Raw genomic sequence first — 23,123 nt, forward strand, 5'->3', positions numbered from 1 at the left:
GAGTTTTCCTTTTGAATCACAATGAAGCGAACAGCGTCATGCTGCAAATTGAAGGCGATGCAGATTGGCATACGTGCCGCCATTATCCAGCAATTCTGCATGCGTACCCATTTCGATTATCTTGCCATCGACCAGCACGGCAATACGGCTGGCGCGTTCTATGGTGGATAAACGATGAGCAATGACCAGCGTGGTACGACCCAGCATCAGTTCATCCAAGGCCGCCTGTACAGCGCGTTCAGATTCACTGTCCAGCGCAGAAGTGGCTTCATCGAGTATCAATATCGGTGCATTTTTATAAATGGCGCGGGCGATGGCCAGGCGTTGTCTTTGACCACCGGACAGACGCATGCCATTGTCACCTATCATGGTATTCAAGCCATCGGGCAAATCACGCACCACATCAGTCAGGTGTGCTGCCTGCACTGCCGCTGCCACTCGTGCGGGGTCTGGATTGGAATCACCGTAGGCAATATTTGACACCAGGGTGTCATCAAACAACACCACATTCTGGCTGACCATGGCGATTTGTTCACGCAGGCTGGTCAAGGAAATGTCATGCAATGAAATGCCATCGAGCAGGATGTCGCCAGAATCTGGTGTGTAAAAACGCGGCACCAGGTTCACCAGCGAAGTTTTGCCACCGCCAGACATGCCGACCAGGGCGATGGTTTCACCCGGTGCTATGCTGAGGTTGATATCTTTCAGAGCTTCCTGCTCCTGACCAGGATAAGAGAAACTGGTGTGTACAAATTCCAATTTGCCTTGCGCGCGGGCTGGCAAGGCTTTGCCGCTATCGGTTTCTGGCAAAGTATCAATGAGGGCAAATACCGATTCTGCCGCCGCCATACCACGTTGCATGGGACCATTCAGGTCTGCCAGACGTTTCAGGGGCGTCAGCAATAGCATCATGAGACTGACAAATTCGATGAAGCGGCCTGCCGTGGTTGAGTCTTGCGCTGCCTGCGACACCGCAAACATGATGACCACCGCCACCGCAATCGCAGCCGCCAATTGTGTCAACGGCGTAGTGGATGCGACAGCGATAGTCGTACGCATGGCGTAGCCACGCAGTTTTTCATTCTTGGCTTCGAACCGTTCTTGCTCATATTTTTGACCACCAAAGATGCGTATGACCTGGCTGGCGCGGGTAGCTTCTTCTATGACCTGGGTCAGTTCATTGCTGACATCCAGCTGGCTTTGATTGAGTTTGCGCAAGCGCTTGCTGACACCGCGCACCAGAAACGCCATGACAGGCATCATGACCAGGGCAATGATGGTCAACTGCCAGTTACGCCACAACAAGGCGGCCAGCAACACCATTACCGTCAATGAATCGCGGAACAGCGTGGTCATCGAGACCTTGAGCATCTCCACGATTTGCTGGGCCTCAAACATAATGGTATTGATGATGCGGCCACTGGACTCACTCTGGTAAAAGCTGATGGGCACATTCAGGATGCGGTCAAATACCTTGGCACGCAATTGATTCAGCAACCTGGTGGACACCCAGGTCATGAGGTAACTGGTGGTGAAGGTACAAATGCCACGGAACAAAAAAATGGCAATGATAGCCGTTGGCACCATCCATAAAGCCAGTTTTTTGGCATCGGCATTAAAGCCATGGTCAAGGATGTAACCCAACACTTTGGGGAACATGACTTCAGTCGAAGCCGTACCCAGCATGGTCAGCAATGCCCACCATACCCTTGAACGGTAAGGCGTGATGGCAAGCCACAAGCGCCGGAAAACATCGATGGTTTCTTTATTGATCAAACTCATAGCGTGAAATTCATATCCTGTCTTGATGCCAGCCAGTCACACTGGCCCGCACATAAATCATTTACTGTCTGATGATCAGTTTTTATTCCGCATGCCAGCCAGCGGTATCGCCAGCAAAATCATGAAAGCCATGCCAAACACACCATCACGTAATATCGCATTGAACATACCTCCCAGCATCATGGCGATTGTCAGCATCAGCAAGGGCATGGCCATTTCCCTGGTTGCGGGATTTTCATGCAAGGTCATTCGGTAAGCCACCCAGTACTGCGTCACCCAGATCAACAGCAAAGCGGATAAACCAAGTACACCCACCTCGGTCAGGTACAAAAGATAATCATTGTGCGGCGTGGTCATGGTGGCGCTGATCAAGCCTTTGGCTTTTTGCTGGTAGAGATACATCCAGGTAGCAATGCCGTGTCCAGCCAAAGGCTTGTCTGCAATGATCTCGCTGGTAATCTTGTAAAGCTCCAGCCGCATGCCATCGTCATTGACCTTGCGCCCCTGAGAAAAATCATGCAACTGATGCACGGTGCACAGGCTGCGCAATTTGAAAATTTCCCATGGGCCGGCTTGCACCAGGCGCACTTCACAAGTCGTTGGTGGTGGCAGGCTCAAGGCGTATTTCCAGGCACCACCCATTGCTGCCAGCAAGATCAAAGGCAAGGCTACAGTGCGCCATGACCATCCCATCTGACGCAAGATCAGCACGCCACATAACAGGAAAAACAGCAGGCTGGCAGTCCTGGTTTTTGCCAGCAAGACCAGCGCTGCGGCTACATATACAATCGCCAGCACACGCCAGAGAAAATGATCACGATGCATGCGCAAGTCATGCAACATCCAGGCGGCAGCAACCGCCATCAGTATCCCCAGTAAAATGGATTTATTACCTTCATAAATCACATAGCTGCGAAACAAGGTATTGACGGGCAAGAGGTGGAAGAAATTTGCCACAAACAGCGTAGCTGCCAATATCGCACCAGCAAAAAATACATACGCGGCCCGTCTTTGCCACAAACCCGCAGTCACAGTCAGGAAAGGCAAGAGAAACAAATAAGTCTGATAATGCAAAATACCTGGCCAGAATTCCTTGCTGATTTCTGGTGGCACATCCTGTACCGCAGCCAGGACTATGCTGACCAGGCTCAGACCCAATATGGGTAACAGCATAGGACTTTGCCTGATCCTGTGTATCTTTTTCAGGTAACTGCCAGATACCAGCAAACTGATATAAAACAGCAACACACCGCCATACATGACACCGACGGGGAAAAATAACGTCAATGGCAAACCGGTCAATATCTGATGTGGCAAAGACTGACGCCAGCCAGTCTGCGGCTCCATCTGCATGGAACCGCCACCCGTTGGTAATACACTGGCTGCACTCATGGCGTCAGGCGTATTCAATTTTGACGTTTTTCATGGATAGCCACTCACCCAGGTTCTGCCGCAAGACATCATCCGGATTCACGCGCCACTGGTCTGACAAATACAGCTCGGCGCTCGCATTGGCATTTTGGTAGCGTATCAATACCGGACAACCATCGGCGTTCAGATGTGGTTTCAGCAAATCCTGCAGCTTTTTGGTATCTGCGCTGGATGTCAAAGTCAGGCGCAAACCCTGTGAGAACTGCACGCGGGCGCGGCCTATATCCATGACTTTTTCTGTCGAAATACGCAAGCCGCCAGAGAACCTGTCTTCAGACACCTTGCCCAGCACCGCCAGGAATTCATCTTCCTTGAACAAGGATTTGAATTCTTCCATGATTTCGCTATACACCGTCACTTCGACCACGGCAGTGCCGTCATCAAGGCTGACGATGAGCAGCTTGCCGCGCTGTGTCATCTGCGTGCGCACACCGGTAATGATGCCGCAAATCAGACGCAAGTCGCGTGATGGTTCCAGCTTGGCCAGGGTAGTCTTGATGAATTGGCGCACTTCTGGCGCATAGGAATCAAACAGATGACCGGACAGGTAAAAACCCAGTGCCAGTTTTTCTTCGGTCAGGCGCTTCTTGTCTGTCCACGGCGGCACATCCAGGTAATCTGGTGGCGCGATCAAATCATCATCGTCGCCAAACAGGCTGACCTGGTTTGCTGCGGCTTCTGCCTGTACTGCTGCTTCCAGAGCAAAATCGACGGTAGCCAGCAAGACGCCACGGTCTTTGCCCAGGCAATCCATGGCACCGGCGCGTATCAGCGACTCCACAGTACGGCGATTGACCTGGCGTTTATCAACACGTTTGCAGAAGTCAAACAAATCTGTAAACGGACCACCTTCTTTTCTGGCGGTGATGATGCTTTCTATCGCATTCTGGCCCGAGCCTTTGACAGCACCCATGCCATAGCGTATCTGGCTGGACTTTTTACCTGGCTCTGCAACCGGCATGAAGCGGTATTCAGATTGGTTGATATCTGGCGGCAGCATTTTGAGCTTGCAGATATCAATCGCATCTTCCACCAGTATCTTGACCTTGTCAGTATCATCCATGGCCAGCGACATATTGGCTGCCATGAACGCAGCGGCATGATGAGCCTTCAGATAAGCGGTGTGATAAGACAGCAAGGCATATGCGGCGGCGTGGGATTTATTAAAACCATAGCCTGCGAATTTTTCCATCAAATCGAAAATCTCGTCGGCTTTTTCTTGCGGCAAACCATCCTTCGCAGCACCGTCACGGAAAATCTGGCGATGCTCGGCCATCTCTTCTGCTTTTTTCTTACCCATGGCACGACGCAGCAAATCGGCGCCGCCGAGTGAATAGCCACCGACCACCTGGGCCATCTGCATAACCTGTTCTTGATACACCATGATGCCGTAGGTTTCAGACAAAATGCCTTCGGTACGTGGATCAGGATAATCGAAGCGTTCACCGTGCTTACGTTTACAGAAATCCGGGATCAAGTCCATAGGACCAGGGCGGTACAAAGCCACCAGCGCGATAATGTCTTCAAAACGATCCGGACGCGCATCTTTCAGCATGCCTTGCATGCCGCGGCTTTCCAGCTGGAACACGGCCACGGTCTTGGCCTTGGTCAGCAATTCATAAGATGGCCTGTCATCGAGCGGCAATTTGGCCAGATCAAAATCTGCCATGGCCGGGTCCATCATCTTGATATAGCGCACTGCCCTGTCAAGGATGGTCAATGTGGTCAAACCCAAGAAGTCGAACTTGACCAGGCCAACGGCCTCGACGTCGTCTTTATCGTATTGAGATACCACACCAGAATCACCACCCTGGGTATACAGCGGGCAAAAATCTGTCAGCTTGCCTGGTGCAATCAACACACCACCGGCATGCATGCCGATATTGCGGGTGATGCCTTCTACCTGTTGTGCCAGGTCGAGCAGGGTTTTGACTTCTTCTTCGTTTTCCTGACGCTCCGCCAGCAAGGGTTCTTCAACAATCGCCTCGGCTATCGTCACCTGCTTGCCCGGCTTGAATGGGATCAGTTTGGAGACACCATCGCAGAACATATAGCCAAAGTCCAGCACGCGACCCACGTCGCGTATTGCGCCCTTGGCAGCCATGGTACCGAAGGTGGCAATCTGTGACACCGCTTCTTTACCGTAACGGTCTTTCACGTACTGAATAACCTTGTCACGACCTTCCTGGCAAAAATCAATATCAAAGTCGGGCATGGATACCCGCTCAGGATTGAGGAAGCGCTCAAACAGCAGGTTGTACTGCAAAGGATCAAGATCAGTAATCAGCAGTGAATATGCGACCAGAGAACCGGCACCAGAACCACGGCCAGGTCCTACCGGCACACCATTATTTTTTGCCCACTGAATAAAGTCAGCAACGATGAGGAAGTAACCAGGGAAACCCATCTTGATGATGGTGTCGGTTTCAAACTTCAGGCGGGCCTCATAACGAGCGCGCTCTTTCTCGCGCTTTTCTTCATTTGGGAACAGGTGCTGGAGGCGGAACTCAAGACCACGCCGGGATTCATGCTCCAAAAAGTCATTGATGGTCATGCCTTCAGGCGTAGGGAAATCAGGCAGCTTGGGCTTGCCCAGCTCCAGCATCAGGTTACAGCGCTTGGCTATTTCGACTGAATTACGCAAGGCTGCTGGCAGGTCGGCAAACAGTTCTGCCATCTCGGCCTGGGTCTTGAAGCATTGTTGCTCATTGAACCTGCGCACACGACGGCCATTGGCCAGCATATCGCCTTCGGCAATACAGACCCGCGCTTCGTGGGCAGTGTAGTCATCCTTGCTGATGAATTGCACAGGGTGGGTTGCCACCACCGGCAATTTGAGCCTGCCAGCCAGGGCCACGGCAGCGCGCACATGGTTATCCATATTCGCCTGGCCTGCCCTTTGTATTTCTATATAAAAATGGTCGGGGAAAATGCTGGACCAGCGTCTGGCGTTTTGTTCTGCCAATTCAAGATTGCCATTATCAATAGCGACACCGACATCACCAAAATGTGCGCCAGAAATAGCGATGAGTCCACCGCCCTTGCCTTCTTCAAAAATACTCTGCAACCATTCATAACGGATTTCGGCACGGCCTTTATGCTGGTTAGTCAGCCAGGCTTGCGCCAGCAATTCGCATAACTGCAAATAGCCAAGCTTGTTCTTGACCAGCAGGAGCAATCTGGATGGCTTGTCGCGATCTGCATCATTGCTGATCCAGACATCGCAGCCGGCAATAGGCTTCATACCCTTGCCACGTGCGGCTTTATAAAATTTCACCATGGCGAACAAATTCGCCAGGTCAGTAATGGCCAATGCTGGCTGTTTGTCTTTTACTGCTGCCTTAATGACATCATCAATACGCACCAAGCCATCGACAATCGAATATTCAGAGTGGATGCGCAGGTGGACAAAGGCAGGCTCGTAGGGCTTGCTCACGACAACTTCATTGGTCGTTTCAGGGGAGGTAATTAATTCTGTAGTCATACCGCTATTCTACCCGTTGCCCAAGCTGTTCAGAAGCTTTGCCTTACTGAAGTTTTCAAATATGCAATTTATATTAATTTAACTTTAATTTTCTAACGGCCAGTGCCGGTTAATTCATCATGCCGTCAATAATTTGCGTTTTAATTTGTCTATTGTACAAATTTCAAATAAAGCATCATGCTCTCAAACCTGCGCCATAAAAACAACAATTCAAGAGATGCAAAGGACAGTTCTGGCTACAGTCTTTGCATTTAGGCTACATTCGCACTCCTGTGCTGTGTTACTCTAAATCAATGCATTTTCTGGCTCTGGGGCATATCTTGATAGCAGAAAAAAAACGCACTACCCGCATTCACTTGTCTGGCATACGCCATCGCAAACGTTTACCCAGACTGCTGTCCAGACGCGCAGCTTGTGCTGCCCTGCTGCTTTCCCTGCTTCCTCAATTGGCAACGGCGGGTGGCGGTGAAGAATCGATATTCCTGGATGACATGCCGGTCGTCCTGTCTGCATCTCGTCTTTCACAACCCATTAATGAAGCCCCTGTTGCCGTCACCATCATAGACAGGCAAATGATCAAGGATTCTGGTGCCTGGGACCTGTCCGAGATTTTCCGCCTGGTGCCTGGCATGTATGTGGCTTACCATGCCGACCCCTATTATTCAGCAGACAGCACGGTGGCCTATCATGGCATGGTCACCACCACCACGTCAGACCGCATGCAGGTCCTGATAGATGGCAGGTCTGTTTATGCCAGCCTGTTTGGCGGCGTGAACTGGAGCGACCTGCCCATCGTCCTCGATGACATAGAGCGCATAGAAGTCATACGTGGCCCGGATTCTGCCAGCTACGGTGCCAACTCTTATTCTGGCGTCATCAATATCATTACCCGCCACCCGGCTGAGACGCAGGGCAAGACCGTTTCCATGGCATTTGGCAATGGCCGCAAGGAAGGCATCTTCCGTTATGGCGGCAAGAATGGTGCACTAAGCTATCGCCTGACAGCCAGTATCAGGGAAGATCAGGGTGAGGATGACCGCATCAAAAAGCCAACATCTGTTTTCACTTTCTGGAACCTGAACAAGTTCGACAACAAGACTATCCACAATCTGAATCTGCGCGCCGATTACCAGGTCAATTCTGCCGACACGCTGGAATTCCAGTTCGGTTATAACGGCGGGCCGCGTGAAGTGGGTGAATACAATAATGTCTCAGCCATCACCAGGCGGGCAGAAAATCATTTTGAAATGCTGCACTGGCGCCGGGCGCTGGAAGGTGGTGGCGAATTATCCGTCCAGGCATTTCATACCGTGGAAAGAGTGTATGCCCGCCTGAAAGATTCAGATGGTGTCAGTGATGGCGATGCCATCTTGCGGCGCTATGATCTGGAAGTGCAGCATACTTTTTCACCATTCAAGAATGCCCGCCTGGTCTGGGGTGGCAGCATACGCTACGACCAGACTTATGCCCCTTATTATCTAGGCGTAGGCGACAACCAGTATCTGTATGGTGATTTCCCTTATCATCTGCGCCGCTTTTTTGGCAACCTTGAATGGCGCGCCCGCCCTGACCTGGTCTTCAATGTCGGCGGCATGATAGAAAACAATACCTATACCGGCACTGACACCACGCCCAGGGCTGCTGTCAACTGGCATATGCAACCCGGCCATACCCTGCGCCTGAGTCATTCACGTGCCACACGTTCGCCTTCTGTCTACGAAAAAACCTATGACAGCTATTGGCGCAGTGCAGAGTTTTACCCTGGCTTGCCAGAGATGCAGACCGAGAGAGTGAAATCGACAGAGATAGGCTACATAGGCAAATACGGCAACCTTGATGTGGATTTTCGCCTGTTCTATGATGACTACAGCCAGCTGATCGATGTCAGGAACAAGCGCTCGCCTGCTGGCGGCAACCTGAATGCAGGTACAGCCATCATGCGTGGTTATGAATTGCAATTGAAGGCGCAACTGACGGACAAGACCAGGCTTATCTATGGCCTGTCTGGTGGTGGCGTGAAAAGTGATAATGTGAATGGCGTCGTGTATAGCGACTCTCTCCCCAAATACAACCACAACCTGCTGCTCAGCCATAAAATCAATGAGCAATGGAGCGCCAGCCTGGCCGCCTATCAAGTCGCAAAAACCAAGTTTAATTCCACCGATTTTAATCCGCGCGAAAACCGTGGCTACTTCATAGATGGTAACCGGCGTTTTGATGGCAGGCTCAATTACCAGTTTAAAGTTGGTGGCAAATCAGCGGAGTGTTCTCTGATTGCCCAAAACATTGCTGATGCACGATATTTTGAATACCGGCACGATAATGAATTGCCAGGACGCGCGCTGAGGCTGAATTTCAGACTGGACCTTTAAACATGTATTGGCAGTCAACCAGGCACCTGCGGCATCTGAAATATATAGCGAATTGCATAGGTTTGATCCTGAGTTTGCTGTACGCACAAACTGTTCTGGCAGTAGACAATATTACCATCTTGCTTAGTGAAGAAGGCTCTGCCTATACTGAGTTCTCCAACCATTTGAACACCCTGCTCAGTAGCCAGCCAACACAAGGCAGCACGGCAAAAAATACCATCAAGGTCTTGAGTCTCAACAACTACAAAAGTGAAGATTTGTCGCGCAGTGCCAACAATCAGTTACTGATTGCCGTTGGCACACCCGCCATGACAGCGATGGCACAAAAACCGCCCGCCATGGCTGTCTTGAATGTACTGGTACCACGCAATACTTTTCAAAAAATAGCAAAGCAATATGGCCGTCATCAAGACCCACATCATTTCTCTGCAATTTATTTTGACCAGCCCTGGCACAGGCAATTAGGGCTGATACGCATCAGCATGTCAGGGCGGAATCGCATAGGATTATTGCTCAGCAAAGACTCAAACGACATGCTGGTGGGCTTGCCTGCCGCCGCCAAAGAAATGGACATGCAAATCAATGTCGAAACCGTCAATGATGATTCTGAATTATTGCCTGCCCTGCGCCGCTTGCTGAGTAATAGTGACAGTCTGCTGGCCTTGCCTGATGCCGCCATTTATAACCGCAATAATATCCCCAGTATCTTGCTGACCAGTTACCGGCAAAAAGTGCCTTTGTTCGGTTTTTCTGCCGCCTATGTCAAGGCTGGTGCTTTGGCTGGCGTGTATAGTTCCGCCGCCCAGATCGCCCAGCAAGTGGCAGAGATCATACAGACGCAGCCCAATAGTGCATACCTGCCCCAGCCCCAATATCCGCGCTACTTCAGTGTCAATGTAAATACCCAGGTCAGCCGTTCACTGAGTATGGAAATCGATGATGAAGTAAGCCTGACGCGTAAATTAAAATCACTGCCGGAGCGTGCCCAATGAAGAACTGGCCACTCGCCCATCGCATATTATTCCTGGCACTGGCACCGGTCTGGATCATTTCTGCCCTGCTGGTATTGTTGGTCGTCATTGTCGGCATTACTGAAATTGACGGCGCCATCAAGGCGCGCGGTACTGTCATCACCCGTCAATTGGCACCAGCCAGTGAATATGGTGCATTTTCTGGCAACCGCGAAGTCTTGCAGGCTTTGACACAATCAGTCATGAAAGAAGACGACGCCAAAGCCGTAGTCATCACCGATGCAGACAACAAAGTACTGGCAGTCAGTGGCAAACCCAGCAAACTGGGGCCTGAGCATGCACGTGCTGCCGACAGCGGCAAGATATTGCGCGGTGATCATGAGTCCCTGATCTTTGCTGCCCCCATTTATCAGGGCAAATCTGAAGCAGATGCATTCGACCTGTTTGACCGCGTCCCCAGCGACAAGACTGGCAAACAAAAGCTGCTGGGCCGCGTCTACCTGGAGCTGAGCACCCATGCCAGTCACCAGTCCAAGAATGTCTTCGTCGCCCTCAGCATACTGATAGGCCTGGTAGGTACGGTCTGCGCATCGATACTGGCGCTGCGTATGAGCCGCGACCTGACCCGCCCGTTGTCACGCTTGCTGGATGGCGTACACCGCATGGAAAAAGGCGCTCTTGATACCCGCATCACGGCAAATTCTGGGGGTGAATTGCAGGAGCTGGAAGCCGGTTTCAACCAGATGGCTGAAAAGCTAGAAGGCAGCCATAAATCCATGATGGAAGTCAACGCCAACCTCGAAAACCTGGTCATCGCCCGCACCCGCGAACTGGAATTGCGCAACCATGACCTTGAACTCTTATCAAGCACAGACAGGCTCACCGGCCTGTATAACCGCCTGAAGCTGGAACAGATACTGGATGAAGAACACCAGCGCAGCCAGCGCTACGGCACCAGCTTTTCTCTCGCCATTGTCGATATTGATTTATTCAAGCAAGTCAATGACACGCATGGGCATCAAACCGGCGACCAGGTCCTCATCAATATTGCGCGCATCCTGCAAGACCATGTACGCAGCATGGATGCCGTAGGCCGGTGGGGTGGCGAAGAATTCCTGGTCATCTTCCGCGAGACTACTATCCATGCAGCGATAGCCACAGCAGAAAAGCTGCGTTGCGCCATTGCCAATCATGAATTTGAGGTGGTCGGCAAGAAGACCGCCAGCTTTGGGGTCACCAGCTATTACCATCCCGACAATATCAATGACATGATGAAACGCGCTGACAATGCCCTGTATCACGCCAAGAAGTGTGGGCGCAATCGCGTTGAATCCAGCGAGATGTAAATTTGGCCTTGCCAGATCAACCATTTTTTAGGGTAGACTACCCCTGATACCTCCTTCAGGCTGGCATTCCAGCCCCATGCATGAGCAAACTTCGCGCCATCCATGCTGCGCTACGGTAAAATGCTTGTCATCTCCCTATTTACAAAGTGCCTTACAAGGTTCACAACAGTCATTAGCTATGAGCAAAGATATAAAAAATAACGATAATGCAACACCTGCACCCATTTCCAACTTCCTGCGCGCCATCATCGACAATGACCAGGCCTCTGGCAAATATGCACGTGACGGCTTGCCCACGGTTATCACCCGCTTCCCGCCTGAACCGAATGGCTACCTGCATATCGGTCATGCCAAATCCATCTGCCTGAACTTTGGCCTGGCACGCGATTACGCTGGCCGTTGCCACCTGCGCTTTGATGACACCAATCCTGAGAAAGAAGACCAGGAATATGTCGATACCATCATGGACAGCGTCAAATGGCTGGGCTTTGACTGGAACAACAAAGGCGCAGAACACCTGCACTACGCCAGTGATTATTTTGACCGCCTGTATGAAATCGCTGAATACCTGATCGGCGCAGGCCATGCCTACGTCGATAGCCAAAGCGCTGCCGACATGGCCGCCAATCGTGGAGATTTTTCCAAACCGGGTGTGAACTCGCCTTTCCGCGACCGTGCACCAGCCGAGTCGCTGGACTTGTTGCGTCGCATGAAGGCGGGCGAATTCAAGGATGGCGAGCACATCCTGCGCGCAAAAATAGACATGGCTTCACCGAACATGAATTTGCGCGACCCGGCCATCTACCGCATACGCCACGCCCACCATCACCGTACCGGTGACAACTGGTGCATCTACCCCATGTATGACTACACGCACCCACTGTCAGATGCGATAGAAAACATTACCCATTCGATTTGCACGCTGGAATTCCAGGATCACCGCCCTTTCTATGACTGGATCATAGAACGCGCCGCCGAAGGTGGTTTCTTCAAAAAACCAGTACCGCAACAATATGAATTTGCCCGCCTGAACCTGACCTATGTCGTCACCAGCAAACGCAAACTGCGCCAACTGGTAGAACAAAATATCGTCAATGGCTGGGACGACCCACGCATGCCTACCATCGTTGGCATCCGCCGCCGTGGTTACACGCCAGAATCATTGCAACTGTTCTGCGAACGCATAGGCGTGACCCGCTCTGACGGCTGGATCGATTACAGCACGCTGGAAGGCTGCCTGCGCGAAGACCTTGACCCCAAAGCACCACGCGCCACTGCCGTGCTGCGCCCGCTTAAACTCATCATCGACAACTTCCCTGAAGGCGAAAACATCGCCTGTACCGCACCTATCCATCCGCACCACCCTGAGCTGGGCAACCGCGAATTCACCATAGGCAAAGAACTGTGGATAGAACAGGAAGACTTCATGGAAGAACCCGTCAAAGGCTACTTCCGCCTCTTCCCCGGCAACAAGGTGCGCCTGCGCTATGGCTATGTCGTTGAATGCACAGGCTGCGACAAGGATGAAAACGGCAAGGTCATCGCCGTTCATTGCAACTACTTCGCCGACAGCAAATCCGGTACAGAAGGCAGCGCCAACTACAAAGTCAAAGGCAACCTGCACTGGGTCAACGCCGCAGATGCGCTGGAAGCAGAAGTCCGCCTGTACGACCGTCTGTTCACTGACGCAAACCCCGATGCCGGCGGCAAAGACTTTATGGCCTTGCTGAACCCGAATGCACTGGAAGTAGTAGGCGCCTACGTGGAACCTGGTCTGGCAACGATCACACCGGATACACGTTTGCAGTTTGAACGCCATGGTTATTTTGTGGCGGACCGCGTGGACTCTGTTGTTGGGAAGCCGGTGTTTAATCGGGTGACGACTTTGAAGGATAGTTGGGGAAAATAATATTGTTATTTTCAAATTAATTCTTTACACTCGATCTTGTGTTAAAAATAACTGAACACTTCTGAGAAAAGGATGCATATGCCAGGCATAGCAATACATAATTTCAGGGGATTTAAAAAAACACTTATACCATTGAGTCAAGTTAATTTTTTTGTGGGCGAAAACAGTACAGGTAAAACAACTGTCGTGTCGCTCATTGAGATTTTGTCGAGCCCTAGGTTTTATTACTCTGAAGAACTTGCTTCTGAGTACTGTGATTTTTCGTCATCTTGTGATGTTTGTGATGTTTTTGATCTAAATGCAGTCTCAGAACTATTTTCGATTGGTTATTTCAGGAATTCATACACGAAACAGTTAGGTCTCATTGATTCTATTTCATTTCATTTTGGGAACAATGATGGTGCTGTAGTCCTTAAAAAAGTTACTTATTTGTGCAACGGTTTCTTAGTTAATGCTAATTTTAGGCACGACAAGGTTTTAATATCGATTTGCAATGCACAAATTGATCTATCAAATCGCCCATCTCATGTAACTGCCGAATTAATGTGGGGCAAGAAAAAGAATATTGAAGGCTCAGTTGTAAAAAAACTTGTATACAAGCATTCAAGTTTACCGATGCCATCACCCCTAATTTGCGCAATGAATGTTTTAGCATTAGAGTCCATTAAGAAAGATCCTTCTGATCAAAATATTAAAACCAGATTAAATCCATCTCCATTTAGAAGACCCACATGGATCGCACCAATCAGAGCAAAAGCTGAGCCAATACATGTAAAACAGGCTCTAAAATTTACCCCTGAAGGCAGTCATATCCCCTCAATTATTAGGAATGCTTTTAGTAAAAAATACATTCCTGAACTGAGAACAAGGTTAGAAAAAATAGTATCGACCTTTGGGAAAGAGTCGCACTTATTTGATGAACTAAATGTCAAAGAATACGGCAACAATCAATCATCACCATTTGAATTGTTGATCAAATTCAAAGGGATAGAATACAAATCGTCAAATGTTGGATATGGTGTATCGCAAGCGCTTCCAGTCTTAATTGAAATTGCATTTGCGGACAATCAGGATCATTTCATTATTCAGCAACCTGAAGTCCATCTTCACCCTCGAGCGCAAGCTGCATTTGGAGATTTTTTCTTTCAAATGGCCGACGAACGAAAGCATATGCTAAATATCGAGACTCACAGCGACTTCTTAATTGATCGATTCAGATTAAAGCTTAGTAAATCAAAAAAGAGAATAAAACCATCTGCACAAATTCTGTTTTTCTCAAAAGGTATAAATAATACTAACGTCGTCGCCAGAATTGAAATCAAGAAAGATGGTAGCTATCCAATAGAACTGGTTCGAGAATTTAAGGATTTTTTTATCAAAGAAGAGTTGCAACTTTTATCTATATAAAAATGTGCATAATTATCGACACTTGTGTTTTATCTGCGGTATTTAAAAGCAACGAAAAAACACACAGCAACTTTAGAGTTGTTTCAAATTGGATCCTTGAAGGTGACGGTAAGCTTGTCTACGGCGGAACGAAATTTACTGCTGAGATAATTGAGCACCACCTTTGGTTTTTGAAATTTCTGCGATTACTAAAAGAGGTTGGAAAGGTTGTTGAAGTAGATAAGAAAAAAGTCGATCAAAGACAAAAAGTTATAGAGGGTATCGAAAGTGATCCAGATTTTGATGACCCTCATTTGATTGCAATTATTGGTGTCACCGGTTGCAAATTAATTTGCACTAAGGATAAAAGAGCAATTAAATTCTTAACTAATCCATTGCTATACCCTAAGAATATTAGTCCACCTTCAATATTTCAAAACGCAAAATCCCACTCTCAACTTCTCTCTGCTAACTACATAGGGAAATGTTGTTGTCCAAAGAAAAAATTAAGCAAAAATCAAAGAACCCAAATCGGTTTACCTACCTCTTAACGTTAAGACAGGGCATCTTAGACGATGTAGGACTCGATCAATTATAAAATGGCAGACTCCGTACAGATTGAACCTGCTGTTACGAACTCGATTGACTTTAGGCGACACAGAGTTGAATGCTGAGGATAACGAAATCGGGTACCGTCAGTTTGTGGATTAGCGAGCAAGTTTGGCAAAGCTTCAACAGCAGATTACAAAATTTTCGTCATTTGTATTTGCCTTTGGCTGATAAATAGAGCATTCGACAATTCTGAATTGGCTGATCCAAAATTGATTGCTGAAGGTGACAGCCAAAAATCTATTGCTATTATTGAGGAAAAATCATGGAACAAAATACTGGCGACCTGACAAAGGGGCATGACCCGATTGCAGAAAAATTGCTTGATAGAGCAGCTTTAAACAAGGTTGTTCAGCAGGCGGTTAAAGAGGCTGTAGACAAGGCACAGCGACTGGGTTTTTTGCCATTACCAACATCGCCCAAATAAAACTACTGGCATGTGCACATAGTTTTTGCCAGCCCATCAGCGAGTTACTTTATTTCATCAATAAGCCCTGCCACCAACAGCCTTGGCACGCTGACCAGAAAATTGCCCTCTTCCAAAACCCGTCAAATTCCAGTGACCGGACACGGCACCTGTCTTGAGATTAATTTTGCCATCGAAACTGGCTGAGCCAGCCAGACCTTTTCCTTTCATTTGTACGACGCCATCTGTCGATACTTTACCGGTGATCGTCAAACTGCTATGGGTTGTGCGTGAATCGGCAGAGCCAAAGATATTGCCAGTGTGATCGACGTGGATATAAAACGTACCTGTATCGGCACCGTTATAGCTGCCGTAGTAATCACCGAGAATACCCGTATAACCAGCTTCACTGCCCTCAGCTTGTGCCGACTCCTGGCTAACAATGTTGCCTGTGAGCGAAGCTGGCTAAGATTGACTCCTGTTTTGCCAGGCATATCTGTTCCAATATCGGCTGTTATGTCGGCAAATGATTTTGCTGTTGCCGGAGGTGCGGGCAATTTCTCGACTGATGCTGGATTCGTTGTCACCCTGGGTAAATGTGCAGACTCTTTTTTGGCAACAGGCTGCGGCTTTTGATGCTCTGCTTTTTCATGTTCAATTCTTGACGTCAATGGATCTGCTTGCGGTATAACTGGCGTAAGGAAAGTTACGACTGTTCCAGATTCGTCTTTGTCTTTCCGGGGAGCATAGCTGTGAAATAAAACCAGGAAGAACAAGATGTGCATCATCAGGATGAAGAGGAGAGGCCACATCCTGATATGGATAGTTCCATGCAATGCTTGCTGTATTGATGCCATTCACATATCCACTATCTTGCATGTCGTCCATCAATCATGACGACGCCATACCTTCATGTTTCTGTTGCGGTTTTTCATTCCGCTGACGGCTGCAGGCGCATCTGCCTGCAGCCGTCAACTTATTGCGCCAGCGGGAACTCGGTATTGATAATCTTGTTGCCGATATCTGCCACGCTGACATCGGCATTCGACAAGATCACAACTCCTTTGCCTGCTTTTTTATCGAAGGCAATATAGCTGCTGTAGCCGCCGGTCTTGCCTTCCAGGCCGAGGATGGAACTGTCGAATTTATTGTTATAGCCACCCCAGACAAACAAGAGACGGTTGCCTGCCTCAAATGGTACCTGCAGCTTGTGCATGGTACTGTTCAAGGGTGTCTTGGCCTGGTCCATGTTTGCGGCAACAAATTTGAGCATGTCATTGGCGGATGAGCGCAAGCCACCTGCGCCTTCAAATGATGTGAAGTTCCATGCTGGTGCCGTGGCAAATTGTGCCTTGCTGCTATAGCCTGTTGCCATGCGTTTTTGCATGTCTGCGTTAAGGTTGACGCCAGTGGCTGTCATGCCCAGAGGCGTCGTGACGCGGTTTTTGATCAGGGTGTCATAGTCGGTACCGGCGCGCTGACTGAGTGCCAGGCCCAGCAGGCCATTGCCAAAACTTGAATAGACAAAACGGGTGCCGACATCGTATTTCATGTCGTAGCTGGACAGGAATTCATAAGCCTTATTGGCGTTGAAGCCTGAATATGGGTTATCGCCACCAGAGTTAGCAGGCAAGGCAGGCAAGCCAGAGCGGTGTGAAGACAGGTCAGCCAGTGTGATTTTCCTCTCGTCATAGTAAGGTACCTTGACGTTACCTGGCAGGTAAGTGGCGAGCGGATCTTTTAATCTGATTTCGTTTTTTTCTGCCATGTCCATCATGGCCACGCCAGTAAATGCGCTGGTGATAGAACCAATTTCAAACAGGGTATCGGCATCGACAGGGCGGCGTTCTGCGAGATTGGCATAGCCGTAGCTGATGACCCTGCTACCTTTTTCATCGACAATGCCGACTACCAGGCCGACGCCTTTCTTGTCAGTATCGACGCGCTGTTTGAGGATGTTCAAGATGTCTGCGTCTGACATGGATGTTGCTGCATGCGCTTGAATTGCACCCAGTGCCAGCATTGCCATCAGTAATTTTGCAGGGAGAAGGCGGTAAGTTTTTTTCATGTTCGTTGTGCTTTCTGATTCAGGATTAAGAAACCCAGACCCACTCATGGAGAGATCTGCAAACTGGTAAGACTATGCAAAGGCAAGTTTGTTCCTTCGCCGGTGCTGCTTGATTGCATGCACATGGCGCAATATAGGCAATACCTGCTTTTCAAGTTGGCAGATTGAGACGGAAGCGCAATATATGGGATTGAAAGTGAAATTTTGAGGAACCAAATGCGTTAAGGCTTACGCAAAACCGCCCCCGCTGCGTTGCAGCTCCCGCAGTTTGCAAATTCGGTGCTAGAGCACTGTCTTCGTCGCTGGCGGTGTAGTCGGAGTTTCAGACAATATATTGTCTGCCGACGTAACAAACCGTCCTTGCAAGGACGACTCTTAAAGCGATAGCCTTGCTGGGACAATTTTGCGTAAACCCTATAAAAGACATGACCTACTGCACCCAATGCTTTGAGAGTTGACGGCTTTAACGTGGCAGTGTGAGCGGTAGCAGCAAACCGCTTTGCTGCAATACTTCACGGGCCATGGTAACGAGCTTGCCATCCGCCAGCCCTTGTTCCTGGCGCAAGTAAGAAACGTAGTACATCAACGGATTCAATGGCGGCTTTACTGTCAATGTACGGATGATGCCACTTTTGATTTCTGCATCAACCACTGCACGCGGCAGCACGGCAATGGCGTGGCCTGCGGCGACCAGTTTGATCATCATCGCCATGGAATTGCAGATGCTGAGATTTTCTGGTTCATGCCCTGCCAGCCTGAACCATTCCATGACGACATTGCAGATTGTAGTTGGTGATGGCATGGCAACGACAGGCAATGCCGCCATGCCTGCGGGGTGCAGCGCTTGCTCGTTCAGTACGGTTTGGGTGGATGCCACCCAGGCCAGGTCGACATGGCCTATCGCAACGTCAACGACATGGGGTGCAGAGACGGGGTCGCTGAGGATGGCGATATCAAGTTCGCGCGCATTCAGTTTGCGGCTCAGGTTGGCACCTACATCTATGGTCAGCTCTATGCGCACGTCAGGGTATTGGGCTTTTAAGCGCCCCAACAATTCTATCAGGCCAGACATGGCAGTGGATTCGTTTGCGCCCAGACGCAGCAGACCACGCATGGGGTTGCGCCGTTTGCTGATTTGTTCGAGGTCGTCAGACAGGCGCAGCATTTTTTCTGCCTGTGCCAGCACGTCGCGTCCGACTGGCGTGATGACGGCGCGGTGACCGCCACGTTCAAACAGCTTCAGGCCGAGGTTATCTTCTAGCTCCTGGATTCTGGCAGTAATCGTAGGCTGGGTCAGGTGCAGATGCTTGGCGGCAGCATGAAAACCACCCAGCCGGGCTATCCAGTAAAAGGTTTCAAGTTGCTGTAGTGAAGGTCGCATGATAGATAAATCTTATCAACTATTGGCAATAACTTCAATTATCTTCTATCAAAATCACATTTTATACTGATTGCAATACTTATCCGGTCGTCATGACTCATTGATAAAACTCTCACTATCCACATGCTATGGAGAAGCCCATGTCCTCATCTTCTGTTATATCCCAGTCACCTGCAGAACTGCGCCTTGCCATACGTCAAGGTTTATGGCGTAAAGAAACCTCGGGGCTGGCACCTGGTTATGTGCAAGTGAATCTGGTGATCTTGCCTGCCAAAGATGCCAGCGATTTTCACCGCTTTTGTCAAAAAAACCCCAAGCCCTGTCCCTTGATTGCTGTGTCAGAGATTGGTGACCCTTTCCTGCCTTTCCTCGGGGTTGATCTTGATATCCGTAGCGATGTACCTAGCTATCGTGTCTTCCGCAATGGTGAGCTTGTGACTGAGCCTTTTGACATCAGTGACATCTGGCGTGATGACCTGGTGACCTTTGCCCTGGGTTGCTCTTTCACGTTCGAGCATTCATTGATGGAAAATGGCATAGGCATACGCCATATAGAACAAGGGCGCAATGTGCCCATGTATCGCACTGCCATACCAACCTCGCCTGCAGGCGCATTCCAGGGGCCTCAGGTAGTCACAATGCGCCCCATGAAGGCGGCAGATGCGATACGGGCGATACAGATCACTTCGCGTTTCCCTGGCGTTCATGGCGCACCGGTGCATATAGGTGACCCGGCGCTGATAGGCATTACCGACCTTGCCCAGCCTGATTATGGTGACGCGGTAACGATCAATGAGGGTGAACTACCCGTATTCTGGGCTTGTGGTGTCACACCCCAAGCAGCACTGATTCATGCAAAACCTGAACTATGCATTACCCACGCGCCTGGTCACATGCTATTGACGGATTTGCGCAATAGCGATTATTCGGTGCTTTGAAAAAATTACACTCTGTAGAGGATGTGCGCAATGGGGTTAATGGGTTTAGTTTATGGCTTGCTGGTAGCATTGATCTGGGGTGCACAGCCGGTGGTTGCCAGTTTTGGTTACCGCGCATCGCTGGATATTTTTGACCTGACCGTATTACGTTTTGCCGTCAGCGGCGTGGTGATGCTGCCCTTCTTTCTCAAGGCTGGCGTCAAGAACGCCGCTGGCATAGGCTGGCCAAAAGCCTTGATCCTGTTGTTACTGGCTGGCCCCTTGTACAACATGGTACTGGTAGGCGGTCTGCATTGGGCACCTGCTTCGCATAGTTCACTTATCTATCCTGCTTTTACGCCCTTGTTCACATCCTTGCTGGCAAAGATGATGCTGGACAAGCGCGACGGTATCCCTATGCTGGGACTAGGCCTGCTGCTGGTTGGTGTCGTCATCGTCAAGGCGGGCAGTATTTTGCAGCCACAATCGGCCGCTCATGCCCAGGCCTGGCGTGGTGATTTGCTGTTCATGCTCGCTGCCCTGATGTGGTCGTTTTATACGGTGCTGATGCGGCGCTGGAATACCAATCCGCTATCGGTGGTCAGCGTGATACAGGTAGGTGGTCTGCTATATGTACCAGTGTATTTCTTCTTTGCTGGTACAGCCTTGTTCCAGCTAGATGCCGGTGCTATCGCTGTGCAGGCGGTTTATCAGGGCTTGCTGGTGAGTGTGGTATCGGTCTTGTTGTTTAATCTGGCCGTAAAGCAGTTGGGCGCAAAAGCATCGATGTTCACAGCCTTGATGCCTATCGTCGGTGTATCACTGGCCATCATCGTACTGGGTGAAACCTTGACTTTATCCCTGTTACTTGGCGCAGTGTTAATATCAGGAGGATTGTTTTTGTCACTCAAGCCTGTTGGCAAGTGAAAAAACTGAATTTAAAATTCCAGCATGGCATAGCACCACTAACCGGTACTCATACACATTTTATGGAAAGACAAATTACTGACCAACAGATTGCTAACAAAAATGAACCCTGCCTTGATTGCGGAGCCTGCTGTGCCAGCTACCGGGTTTCGTTTTACTGGGCCGAGGCAGATGCAAATGGCATTGCTGATTCCATGGTCGAAGCATTGACACCAGTGTATTCTTGTTTGAGCGGCACCAATCAATCCAGGCCGCACTGTCAGGCTTTGGTGGGTGAAGTTGGCAAAGTCGTCAAATGCAGCATATACGAGCAGAGGCCATCCCCCTGCCGTGAGGTGCAGCCTGGCGATGACAAATGCCTGAATGCCCGCGCCAAACACGGTTTGGCTGCTCTGCCTGTTCTAAGGTCGGTTCTAAGCAAGAAGGATTCAGACAAACTGGCCGCTTGAGTGTAGGATGTGCAGCCTGAAGAAATAAACCGGGAACAGCTTTGACGAACGATAACGAATACACATCAGAAGATAACATTCCTCAGGAAGAGGACAACAAAATCCATGAGCCACGCCTGTGGCGCGACAAGGGCTGGACAGCCCAGGTCATCAAGAACGACGATGATGAGGGTTGGGCAGTTGCCATGATCAAGGATGGTGAGCCTGAACCAGCTCTGGTTGGCCCATGGACCATGGGGCGCGATAAAAAGAATCCCAAGCCATTGGATGCCAATGCGTTTGGCACGCTGGTGAAAACCGCATCTGAAGTGATACGCCGTCATGAACAGCAATTGCATGCAACGCTGCACAAGAGTCTGATGGTTGCGACTGATGAAGCTGACTTCAAGATCATGCTAGACATCGTGCCTGATGAAGATGATCCCTATGCCTGGCTCAGCGCCCAGGATGCAGGTAATACTGAGTTAGCCAGGGTCAGGGTTGCACCTAACTATAAGTTAAATCAGCAAAATGCCAGGGCCTGGATAGCTGACGATTTTCGCCGTCCTGACTGAAATTAAATTTTTCAGAATAAAATCATGGGATCACAAGCAAGCTTTGTAGAATTTATTCTCGATCAGTTAAGTAGATGTGAAGACGTGGTCGCGAAAAAAATGTTTGGTGAATATGCACTTTATATGTCGGGCAAGATGTTTGCGTTGATCTGTGATGATCAACTCTTCATCAAGCCGACCGCGGTGGGTCAGCAACTGTTAACGCAATTATCAGCCACGATCCCCCAAGCACAGCCCTACCCTCAAGCCAAACCCTGGTACCTCATCGACAGCGACTTACTGGAAGACCGGGATGGTTTGACTACACTGGCGCGTGCCACAGCGGATGCTTTGCCTGTGCCAGTCAAAAAAATCAGCAAAGTCGGTAAGAAAAGCCTTGCCTGAGACAAAACCAAACCCCAGTCAAGGCTCATCATCTCATCGTCAGAGTCGTGAGCGTTGATGGAATCCATCCATCAACGCCACCAGCGACAATCAATTAAAAATTGTATTGCAAACCAGCCGACAGATTGCTTCCGGAAGTGCCGCTATTGGAGAAAGTGCGGGCATTGTATTTCTCGAATTCTGCGCGGACAGCAAGGTTAGGATTGATTTTGTACGATACACCCACGCCAAGCAGGGCCTGGTTGCCCGTATTCGAAGCGGAATAAGAAGGCAGGCCTGAAGTGTCGTAAGTCGTTTCTGCTTTCACGCGCGCAATCCCGAGTTTGGCAAAACCGGCAAAAGCCTCGTTGAATTCATAGTTATACACTCCGGCCAGACTGAAGCCGGTTTTCTTTTGTTCGCTATGACCAAGCGCCACGCCTGAATTGATTGAGGTTTTGCCGCCGGAAAAATAACTGCTTTCCACTGCAAAATTCTTGTTGAAGTTATAGCCACCAAACAGCTTGTAGCTGGTGGCCTTGGAATCGCAAGTTGTGGCGTAGTTGCAGTAGTTGCTGTTATCGCTCTGACCCACAGAAGCACCAAGATAGGTCTGTGCAGTAGCGAAAGAGCTGGCGAGCATACCTACCGCCGCGCACGCGATGATGGTAAGTTTTTTGATCAGCATAAGTATCCTTTGTTCACTTGTTTACGTATCTGAGTAAGCCCAAATACCTGGCCTGAAGCATCAAAACACATCGCCAAACA

The 23,123-nt window shown here is 49.6% G+C and carries 20 protein-coding genes; 12 read left to right on the forward strand and 8 right to left on the reverse strand.

Annotation, left to right across the window (positions count from 1 at the left end; all coding sequences use genetic code 11):
* Positions 1-36: 36 nt before the first annotated feature.
* The 3 genes from msbA to dnaE form a co-directional block, all read right to left on the reverse strand.
* Positions 37-1,782, reverse strand: a complete 1,746-nt coding sequence (gene msbA, locus AC07OI_RS07065; RefSeq protein WP_495256698.1) for a lipid A export permease/ATP-binding protein MsbA — start codon at positions 1,780-1,782, stop codon at positions 37-39.
* Between the two features lie 75 nt (positions 1,783-1,857).
* The gene (locus AC07OI_RS07070; RefSeq protein ID WP_495256699.1) at positions 1,858-3,192 is read right to left on the reverse strand and encodes an O-antigen ligase family protein; all 1,335 of its coding nucleotides are present in this window, start codon (positions 3,190-3,192) and stop codon (positions 1,858-1,860) included.
* Positions 3,179-6,697, reverse strand: a complete 3,519-nt coding sequence (gene dnaE / locus AC07OI_RS07075) for a DNA polymerase III subunit alpha (protein ID WP_495256700.1) — start codon at positions 6,695-6,697, stop codon at positions 3,179-3,181. Before dnaE ends, AC07OI_RS07070 begins: the two co-directional genes overlap by 14 nt.
* A 320-nt stretch (positions 6,698-7,017) precedes the next feature.
* Here dnaE and AC07OI_RS07080 point away from each other — a divergent pair, with 320 nt between their 5' ends.
* The 7 genes from AC07OI_RS07080 (at position 7,018) to AC07OI_RS07110 (ending at position 15,717) form a co-directional block, all read left to right on the forward strand.
* Entirely contained in the window at positions 7,018-9,069 is a 2,052-nt protein-coding gene (locus AC07OI_RS07080) for a TonB-dependent receptor plug domain-containing protein (protein WP_495256701.1), read from the forward strand.
* Positions 9,070-9,071: 2 nt separating this feature from the next.
* Positions 9,072-10,061, forward strand: a complete 990-nt coding sequence (locus tag AC07OI_RS07085) for an ABC transporter substrate-binding protein (protein ID WP_495256702.1) — start codon at positions 9,072-9,074, stop codon at positions 10,059-10,061.
* Complete coding sequence (locus AC07OI_RS07090) at positions 10,058-11,386, forward strand: GGDEF domain-containing protein (RefSeq protein WP_495256703.1); 1,329 nt, start codon at positions 10,058-10,060, stop codon at positions 11,384-11,386. The genes AC07OI_RS07085 and AC07OI_RS07090 overlap by 4 nt, the downstream gene beginning before the upstream one ends.
* Before the next feature lie 178 nt (positions 11,387-11,564).
* A complete protein-coding gene (locus AC07OI_RS07095) occupies positions 11,565-13,295 on the forward strand; it encodes a glutamine--tRNA ligase/YqeY domain fusion protein (RefSeq protein ID WP_495256704.1) in 1,731 nt (576 codons plus the stop codon).
* Between the two features lie 78 nt (positions 13,296-13,373).
* Positions 13,374-14,702, forward strand: a complete 1,329-nt coding sequence (locus AC07OI_RS07100; protein ID WP_495256705.1) for an AAA family ATPase — start codon at positions 13,374-13,376, stop codon at positions 14,700-14,702.
* A gap of 2 nt (positions 14,703-14,704) precedes the next feature.
* The gene (locus tag AC07OI_RS07105) at positions 14,705-15,232 is read left to right on the forward strand and encodes a hypothetical protein (RefSeq protein WP_495256706.1); all 528 of its coding nucleotides are present in this window, start codon (positions 14,705-14,707) and stop codon (positions 15,230-15,232) included.
* Between the two features lie 323 nt (positions 15,233-15,555).
* On the forward strand, positions 15,556-15,717 hold the full coding sequence (locus AC07OI_RS07110) for a hypothetical protein (protein WP_495256707.1): 162 nt from the start codon (positions 15,556-15,558) through the stop codon (positions 15,715-15,717).
* Positions 15,718-15,774: 57 nt separating this feature from the next.
* Here AC07OI_RS07110 and AC07OI_RS07115 read toward each other — a convergent pair whose 3' ends face one another.
* The 4 genes from AC07OI_RS07115 to AC07OI_RS07130 all read right to left on the reverse strand — a co-directional run bounded on the left by AC07OI_RS07115 (position 15,775) and on the right by AC07OI_RS07130 (position 19,145).
* Entirely contained in the window at positions 15,775-15,927 is a 153-nt protein-coding gene (locus AC07OI_RS07115; RefSeq protein ID WP_495256708.1) for a hypothetical protein, read from the reverse strand.
* Positions 15,928-15,965: 38 nt separating this feature from the next.
* The gene (locus AC07OI_RS07120) at positions 15,966-16,553 is read right to left on the reverse strand and encodes a hypothetical protein (protein ID WP_495256709.1); all 588 of its coding nucleotides are present in this window, start codon (positions 16,551-16,553) and stop codon (positions 15,966-15,968) included.
* A 119-nt stretch (positions 16,554-16,672) separates the two neighbouring features.
* Positions 16,673-17,764, reverse strand: coding sequence for a serine hydrolase domain-containing protein (locus AC07OI_RS07125; protein ID WP_495256710.1), 1,092 nt, complete (start codon positions 17,762-17,764; stop codon positions 16,673-16,675).
* A gap of 463 nt (positions 17,765-18,227) precedes the next feature.
* On the reverse strand, positions 18,228-19,145 hold the full coding sequence (locus tag AC07OI_RS07130; protein ID WP_495256711.1) for a LysR family transcriptional regulator: 918 nt from the start codon (positions 19,143-19,145) through the stop codon (positions 18,228-18,230).
* Positions 19,146-19,285: 140 nt separating this feature from the next.
* On the opposite strand from AC07OI_RS07130, the gene AC07OI_RS07135 reads away from it, so the two are divergent.
* The 5 genes from AC07OI_RS07135 to AC07OI_RS07155 all read left to right on the forward strand — a co-directional run bounded on the left by AC07OI_RS07135 (position 19,286) and on the right by AC07OI_RS07155 (position 22,376).
* Positions 19,286-20,083 (forward strand): putative hydro-lyase, encoded by a 798-nt coding sequence (locus tag AC07OI_RS07135; protein ID WP_495256712.1) that lies wholly within the window; start codon positions 19,286-19,288, stop codon positions 20,081-20,083.
* Between the two features lie 39 nt (positions 20,084-20,122).
* A complete protein-coding gene (locus AC07OI_RS07140) occupies positions 20,123-20,989 on the forward strand; it encodes a DMT family transporter (RefSeq protein WP_495256713.1) in 867 nt (288 codons plus the stop codon).
* Between the two features lie 62 nt (positions 20,990-21,051).
* On the forward strand, positions 21,052-21,438 hold the full coding sequence (locus AC07OI_RS07145; protein ID WP_495256714.1) for a YkgJ family cysteine cluster protein: 387 nt from the start codon (positions 21,052-21,054) through the stop codon (positions 21,436-21,438).
* A 41-nt stretch (positions 21,439-21,479) separates the two neighbouring features.
* Positions 21,480-21,992 (forward strand): hypothetical protein, encoded by a 513-nt coding sequence (locus AC07OI_RS07150; RefSeq protein WP_492707249.1) that lies wholly within the window; start codon positions 21,480-21,482, stop codon positions 21,990-21,992.
* A 24-nt stretch (positions 21,993-22,016) separates the two neighbouring features.
* Positions 22,017-22,376 carry a TfoX/Sxy family protein gene (locus tag AC07OI_RS07155; RefSeq protein WP_495256715.1) on the forward strand — a complete coding sequence of 120 codons (360 nt, stop codon included), beginning with the start codon at positions 22,017-22,019 and terminating at the stop codon, positions 22,374-22,376.
* A gap of 94 nt (positions 22,377-22,470) precedes the next feature.
* Here the strand turns inward: AC07OI_RS07155 and AC07OI_RS07160 are convergent, their stop codons facing one another.
* Positions 22,471-23,043 (reverse strand): outer membrane beta-barrel protein, encoded by a 573-nt coding sequence (locus AC07OI_RS07160; protein WP_492707245.1) that lies wholly within the window; start codon positions 23,041-23,043, stop codon positions 22,471-22,473.
* Positions 23,044-23,123 lie beyond the last annotated feature (80 nt).

Source organism: Undibacterium sp. GW821-FHT07F11 (genome assembly GCF_059418665.1).